General features: G+C 74.2%; 6 protein-coding genes. All 6 read right to left on the reverse strand.

What is annotated here, in order from left to right:
• Positions 1–52 precede the first annotated feature (52 nt).
• Positions 53–1,942: a heme peroxidase family protein gene (locus ACFWE2_RS23805; protein WP_377226685.1), complete on the reverse strand. Its 1,890-nt coding sequence runs from the start codon at positions 1,940–1,942 to the stop codon at positions 53–55.
• A 143-nt stretch (positions 1,943–2,085) separates the two neighbouring features.
• Positions 2,086–3,630, reverse strand: a complete 1,545-nt coding sequence (locus tag ACFWE2_RS23810) for a DUF6297 family protein (protein WP_377226686.1) — start codon at positions 3,628–3,630, stop codon at positions 2,086–2,088.
• Positions 3,627–4,307, reverse strand: a complete 681-nt coding sequence (locus tag ACFWE2_RS23815; protein WP_377226687.1) for an ATP-binding cassette domain-containing protein — start codon at positions 4,305–4,307, stop codon at positions 3,627–3,629. The genes ACFWE2_RS23810 and ACFWE2_RS23815 overlap by 4 nt, the downstream gene beginning before the upstream one ends.
• A gap of 39 nt (positions 4,308–4,346) precedes the next feature.
• Positions 4,347–5,369, reverse strand: coding sequence for a bifunctional riboflavin kinase/FAD synthetase (locus tag ACFWE2_RS23820; RefSeq protein WP_377226688.1), 1,023 nt, complete (start codon positions 5,367–5,369; stop codon positions 4,347–4,349).
• A 103-nt stretch (positions 5,370–5,472) separates the two neighbouring features.
• Entirely contained in the window at positions 5,473–6,453 is a 981-nt protein-coding gene (gene truB / locus ACFWE2_RS23825) for a tRNA pseudouridine(55) synthase TruB (protein WP_377226689.1), read from the reverse strand.
• Between the two features lie 7 nt (positions 6,454–6,460).
• Complete coding sequence (gene rbfA / locus ACFWE2_RS23830) at positions 6,461–6,901, reverse strand: 30S ribosome-binding factor RbfA (protein ID WP_377226690.1); 441 nt, start codon at positions 6,899–6,901, stop codon at positions 6,461–6,463.
• Positions 6,902–6,940 lie beyond the last annotated feature (39 nt).

The raw sequence follows: 6,940 nt of genomic DNA on the forward strand, positions 1-6,940 counted from the left end.
GTGATCGGCAGTCCGGATTGCCGATCACCTGACAAACTACCGACCACGCGGCTCACGCCCCGTCGTGGCCCGCGTATCCGTCCTTGGTCCTGCGGAAGAGCGGGCGGCCCGCCGCGTCCTGCCCGATCGGGAGGACGCCCGCGAACGCCAGCAGGTCCGGGAGCGTCGTGATGAGGCGCCGGTCCTCGAACCGGACGCCGTTCGCCGGCGTCCAGTCGCGGCCGGGACGGCGCATGAACGACTCGTCGTCCAGCCGGAGCAGGTAGAGGAACGTCTCCACGAGCACGCGGCTGCCCACCTCGCCCAGGAAGTTGCCGTTGCCCTGGATCTCGGCCTCCTTCAGGACGTAGTACCACAGCGGCGTGCCGTCCAGGTCGTCGAGCGCGGCGACCAGCTCGGGCGACGCGTTCTGCCGGAGCTGCTCCGGCGTGAGCGGCCGGGCACCGAGAGCCTTGGCCACCGCCTCGCCCGTCGGGATCGCCAGCATGTACCCGCGCAGCAGGTTGCGCTGCGCGAGGTGCTTCAGCAGCGCCCGCACCGGGCCGGCGGCCCCGTTGCCCTCGTTCAGCAGGTCACCCAGGCCGTCGGCCAGGAACGGGTCGATCTTGCGGGCCTTGCGGAAGGCGGCCGCGTCACCCTTGTCGGTGAACCGCGCCCACTCGATGGGCCAGTTCGACGGGAGCGCGGGCAGCGGGTTCGCGGGGCTCGGCGACAGCCCGCCGTTGCCGGTGAACTGGAAGAGCTGGTCCAGGGTCGCCGTCCCGCCGGGGCCGTTGCGCGTGAAGTTGACGTTGTAGTCGTAGGTGCCGCGCACCATCGAGTGCCCGAACCGGAACGCCGCCACCGCGAACTCCAGCGGCATCGCCACGCGGCGCGCGGGCCGGAACAGCCTCGGCCCCGTCGCGAGCACCGCGTCCAGCACGCCGGGCTTGGTGAGCGTGCGCAGGTAGTCGTGCACGACCAGCCACTGGTAGTGGAACCGGACGAGCTGCTGCGCACGGTCGAACAGCTCGCGCTGCGTGGTCGCCGACCACGGCTCGTGCCGCGCCACCCAGTCGACGGTGGCGTTGTGGAACCGGATCATCGCGACGTGGAACTGCGCGACGACCAGGTTCTCGTCGTTGCGGCTGTCCGGGATCAGCGGCATGCGCTCGCTGCCCGGCGCGGTGCTGCGCGGCAGGTCGCGCTGCGGGTCGTCACCGGGCGCCACGAGCGAGAACGGCCCGAGCGGTTCGGTGTCGACCCTGCCGAGCCGCAGCTTGGCCGAGTCCGGTACGTACGCGGCCTCGCTGCGGGTGGTGCCGCGGTCCTTCTCGCCCGCGAAGCGCGGGCCGGAGCCGTACAGGCTGTCGAGGTCGAGCAGCGGGACACGCCCGTTGTGGAGGCTGCGCACGACGGTCTTCGGCCGGAACACGCGGAACGGGTCGCTCACGACGTCGCCGAGGGCCTTGTCGCCACCCGGGCCGGAGCCGTCGTCGGGCCCGTTCGTGTTCAGGGTGATGTCGTGGTCGATGAACTGGCCCCAGTAGGTGTAGACGGCGGGGACCGTCGCGTCGAGCGGCCCGGGCGCGGCGGCGGGCTCGATCATGGCGGCGCCGAGCCGCATCAGCGCGTCCCGGGTCTCGTCCAGGCGACCACCACCAACGGGCAGGTGCCCCTCCGGGTAGCTCGCGGCCAGGCCGCCGAGCAGGTAGTCGAACGACGTCGTCGCGTCGAAGCGGTGCTCGCGCAGGTCGCGCTGCACGGCCGCCTCGGTGCGCGGCATCAGGGTCGCCGTGCTCTCGTGCGGCTCGGCCGCGTCGTCCGGGTCGGCGGGCACGAACACGCCACCGTGCCCGATCCGCCGTACCGTGCGGCCGGCCGGCGTCTGCGCGAGGTCGACCTCCTCGTGGGGGGCGTGGTTCGGCTCGCCCTGGGGCGGCGCCTCGGTGGTCTGGGCCATGGTCTCTCCTTCTCTGGGGTGAAGGCCTTCACCACCTCAGAGAGCGCCGCACCCCCGCCCGTGACCGATTCGGCCAGACCCGAATCAACTCCACCGACCTGTCAGACCGTCAGGTCACTCGGGTGACCTGACGGTCTGACACGTCAGGAGGTGCGCTTGACGTGCGCCGCCCACAGCACCGCGCCGGCCGCGAACAGCGCCTGCACGGCGACCGCCGACGGCGCCACCACCCCGGAGACGGCCACCCACGCGAGCGGGAGCGTGCCGAGCACCGCGAGGTCCAGCCCCTTGAGCTGGTGCAGCACCAGCCCGGTCGGCACGCCGCCAGCGGGCGTCGCGATCATCGGCACGTCCCACGGCACCGGCCCACGGTAGGCGGTCCGGACGGCGGCGGCCCCCAGCACCACGGCCGCAGGCACCGCCATCGCCAGCCACTGCCCGCCCCCGACCGTCGCGGCGACCGCCAGCAGCACCACTGCCGCCGTCAGCACCGGCCAGACGGTGCGCACGGCCCGGGTGGCGCGGGCCCCCAGCGGTACCAGCGAGTCCAGCCGCGGGTTCTCCCCAGCCGCCCGCGGCCCGACGGCGCCGGCGAGCGCCCCCGCGTACCCGACGCACGCGAGGACCGCCCAGAGCCCTATCCCGTCCGCCAGCACCGGCACCTGGACGGCGACGGCTCCGGTGGCGGCGAGGGCGACCAGCCCGGCCAGGGCGGCGGGCGAGCGGGCCAGGAGGGTGGCGTCGGCGGCGAGCAGTGCGCCGGCCGGGCCACGGGCCGTGCCGGGCAGCCAGGGCAGCACGCGCGACGCCGTCGGGCCGCTGCCGAGGAGCGCGCGGCTCATGCCGCCGCTGTCGAGCGAGAGCAGTGCCGCCGAGGCCTGCATGGCGGCCGACGCGCGGGCGCGCAGCTCGCCGGCCCGGAGCCGGTCGAGGCGAGTGGTCCAGACGACGAGCGCCGCACCGCCCGCGACGACCACCGCCGCGAGCGCGGGCAGGGGAACGGACCAGGCCGCCCACCCCGGGGCCCAGAGCGCCAGGCCGAGCCCGGCCACCGGCACGGCGGCGAGCAGCAGGACGAGCACCCTCCCCGCCCGGTCGCCCGACGCCGCCCCGGTCACCTGGAGCGCCCCCGTGCCGGCCACCACCACGAGGCCGAGCGCGCCGCCGAACGCGGCGTCGGCGAGGATCCCGGTGAGGCCGACGCCCACGAAGGCCGCCGGTACACCGCCCGCGACCAGGCCGGCTCCGATTCCGGCGAGCACGGTACGGACCACGGACGGCGAGGCCAGGCCCGCGCGGTCGGCGGGGGTCGGCACCCACCAGCGCACCCCGGCGGCGGGCAGGCCCGCCGGACCCACCCGCAGCGCGACCACCGCACCCGCCACGACCGCCAGCGCGAGCACCATCGCCTGGATCAGTCCTGGTCCGAGTCCGAACCGGGTCGCGTCGGACCCGAGCAGCTCCCGCACGGGTGCCCCGAACCCCCACACGTACAGCGTGACGATCGCGAGGGAGACCACCACCTCGCCGACGTCCATCGCGACCCGGCCCGGCTGGGCAGGCAGGTTGTGCGCCCGGACACGCGCGGTCAGCCGCCGCAGCTCGGCCCCGGTGAGCTGCTCGTCCTCGTCCCCGACCAGCCGGGGCAGCCGGGACGGGTCGGCGGCGCCCGGCTCCGCGCGGGTCACCGGAAGCCCGCCAGCACACCCGGCGCGTCGGCGGACGGCAGCAGCACGGCGCCGTCGTCGGACAGGAACAGGGCGCTCGCGCCGGTCGCGGCGAGCAGGCGGTCGTCGTGCGTCGCGAACAGCACTGCCGTGCCGGCGTCCGCCTCGGCGCGCAGCAGGTCGCCGAGCCGGACGCGCATCGCGGTGTCGAGGCGCTGCTCCGGCTCGTCGAGCACGAGCAGGTCGCGCGGCCGGACCAGGGCGCTCGCCAGCAGGAACCGGCGGCGCTGCCCGGACGACAGCGTGTGCGGCATCGCGCCGCCGTGCCCGCCGATGCCCATGTGGTCGAGCACCTGGTCGGTGACGGCTCCGGCGTCAGGCACGCCGTGGCCGCGCGCCGTGAGCACCAGGTGCTCACGGACGGTCACGCCGGGAAAGAACGCGTCGTCGTCCAGCACGCCGGCGACCCGGGTGCGGAACCCTCGCTCGCGCTCGTCCACTGCCCGCCCGAACGCGCTGACCGTGCCGGAGAGCGGCTCCTGGAGACCGAGCACCGTGCGCAGCAGCGTGGACTTGCCGGTTCCGTTGGTGCCGATCACGGCGACGACGTCGCCGGGGGCCAGCGTGAGCGAGACCGGCGGGCAGACGGCGTTGCCGCCGTACCCGACGACCAGGTCGGACAGTTCGAGGAGCGTCATGCCCACCTCAACGCACGAAGGCTCGCAAGATCTCCCGGACTACGCCCGCAGGATCTTGCGGGCGCGCGCCACGTCCTCGTTCATCTGGGTGATGAGCGGCTCCATGCCGTCGAAGCGCAGCGTGGGCCGCAGGTGGGCCACGAACTCGAGCGCCACCGTCTGGTCGTACAGGTCGAGGTCGGTGCGGTCGAGCACGTACGCCTCCACGCGCCGCTCCACGCCGTCGAACGTGGGGTTCGTGCCGACGGAGATCGCGGCCGGGAGGATCTCCTCCTGCCCCATCCCCGTGCCGGACACGGCGGCACGGTCATCCTCCGGTCCGGCGAGGCTCGCGCACGTCGCTGCCGTGCCGCGGCGCAGCCACCCCGCGTAGACGCCGTCGGCGGGGACCAGCCCGGTGATGTCGCCGAGGTTGGCGGTCGGGAAGCCCATCTCGCGGCCGCGGGCGTCGCCGTGCACCACGGTCCCGCGCACGAGGTGCGGCCGGCCGAGCACGTCGGCGGCCTGGTCGACGTCGCCCTCGGCGAGCAGCGCGCGCACCGCCGTCGACGACCAGCGCTGATGGCCGTCGCCGTCGGACGGCAGGAGGTCGCCGACGTCGTCGATGGCCACCACCTCGAAGCCGTGCTGGCCGCCGAGCTCGACCATCGTGGCCAGCGTGCCGGCGTTCTGCTTGCCGAAGCGCACGTCGTGCCCCACCACGACGGTTCGGGCACCCAGGCCTTCCACGAGGTAGCGCGAGACGAACTCCTCGGGCGTCTGGGCGGCGAAGTCGAGGGTGTAGTTCACGACGAGCGTCGCGTCGAGGCCCGTGCGCTCCATGAGCGCCAGGCGGTCCTCCAGGCCGGTGATCAGCTCCGGCGCCGAGTCAGGCCGGTGCACGGCCGAGGGGTGCGGCTCGAACGTCACCGCGACGGCGCTGGCCTTGTCGCTCCGGGCGAGCCGGAGGATGCGGTCGAGCACCGCCTGATGGCCGCGGTGGACGCCGTCGAAGTTGCCGATCGTCACCACAGATGGCCCGAATCCCGGGGGAACCTGTTCCAGGTCCGTCCACAGCTGCACGCGGGTCGCTCCTCATGAATCGGGTGGTGCGGGTGCGGCTGCCGCTCACGCGACTGCCCGCACCGGTCGTCAGAAGCCTATCCGGAGCGGAGAGCGCCCGTGCTCAGTGCGCCGCGAGCACCAGCACGGGCCTCGCGAGATCGTCGCCCCGGCGCCGGGTGTCCTCCAGCAGCGCGACGAGCTCGCCCGACGGCGAGATTGCCGCGACCACCTCCGGGCGGCCCGACGGCGCCACCCACTGCCCGTAGCCGAGCGCCCGGACCTCGTCCTCGTCCAGCTCCCGCACCGGGAACGTGGCCCGGGCGGCCTCGGCCATGGGCAGGGTGGCGAGCGTGCCGTCGGCGTCGGCCTGCTTCTCCAGCTCGTCCAGTGTGCGGGCACCGGCGAGGTCGTAGCCGCCCACGCGGGTGCGGCGGAGCGCCGTCAGGTGCCCTCCGGTGCCGAGGGCCGCCCCCAGGTCGCGCGCCAGGGCGCGCACGTAGGTCCCGGAGGAGACGGTGACGCGGACGTCGATGTCGACGACGGGCACGTCCGGACCGCCGTCCGCCACGGTCGCCGTGACCTGGCGGACGGCCAGGACCTCGAAGCGGGACACGGTCACCGGTCGTGCCCGCAGCTCGACCGACTCCCCCGCCCGGGCGAGCGCGTAGGCGCGCTTGCCGTCGACCTTGATCGCGGACACCGACGTCGGCACCTGCTGGATGTCGCCCGTGAGATCGGCGACGGCCGCGTCCAGCGCGGGCCGGTCCACGCCCTCGACGGCGCCAGGACCAGCCACGGAGAGAACCTGACCCTCGGCATCGTCCGTCGTGGTCGCGACACCCAGCCGGACCGTCGCGTCGTAGTCCTTGTCCGCACCCACCACATAGGTGAGCAGGCGGGTCGCCTTGCCGATGCCCAGCACGAGCACGCCGGTCGCCATGGGGTCGAGCGTGCCGGCGTGGCCGACCTTGCGTGTCCCGGCGAGACGCCGCAGGCGCCCGACGACGTCGTGGCTGGTCCAGCCCTGCGGCTTGTCGACGACGACGAACCCGTCGGCGGCCGTCGGACGGCGCACCGGCGCCTGCGGGGTGGGCGAGGTCATGGGCAGATCACTCGGACGCTTCGTCGGCGTCGCGCGGCTTCTTGTAGGGGTCCTCTTCGCCCGCGTACCGGGCACCGGCACGCAGCGCCTCGAGCTCCGCGTCGCGCTTGCGGGCCTCGATCAGTGCGGCGTCGAGGTTGGCGGCGGTGTCCGGGACGGAGTCCAGGTGGAACTCGAGCGTCGGCGTCAGGCGGATGCCCGTCTGCTTGCCCACCTCCGAGCGGATCATGCCGGTGGCGCTCTTCAGCGCCGCGGCAGTACCCTCCCGGTCCTCGTCCGAGCCGTAGACCGTGTAGAACACCGAGGCGTTCTGCAGGTCGCCGGTCACCCGGACGTCCGTGACCGTCACGAAACCGAGCCGCGGATCCTTGATCCGCGTGTCGATCATCTGCGCGACGATCACCTTGATGCGGTCGGCGAGCTTACGAGATCTCGGGGAGTCGACCATGAGCATTGATCCTTTCAGCGTGAGTGCGGGGTGTCCGCC

The organism is Promicromonospora sp. NPDC060271 (assembly GCF_042726755.1).
Taxonomy (GTDB): domain Bacteria; phylum Actinomycetota; class Actinomycetes; order Actinomycetales; family Cellulomonadaceae; genus Promicromonospora.

Excerpts from the sequence above, each read along its gene's own strand:
- ACFWE2_RS23805 (WP_377226685.1), bottom strand. The coding sequence starts at position 1,942 with ATGGCCCAGACCACCGAGGCGCCGCCCCAGGGCGAGCCGAACCACGCC.
- ACFWE2_RS23815 (WP_377226687.1), bottom strand. The coding sequence starts at position 4,307 with ATGACGCTCCTCGAACTGTCCGACCTGGTCGTCGGGTACGGCGGCAAC.
- truB (WP_377226689.1), bottom strand. The coding sequence starts at position 6,453 with ATGACCTCGCCCACCCCGCAGGCGCCGGTGCGCCGTCCGACGGCCGCC.
- rbfA (WP_377226690.1), bottom strand. The coding sequence starts at position 6,901 with ATGGTCGACTCCCCGAGATCTCGTAAGCTCGCCGACCGCATCAAGGTG.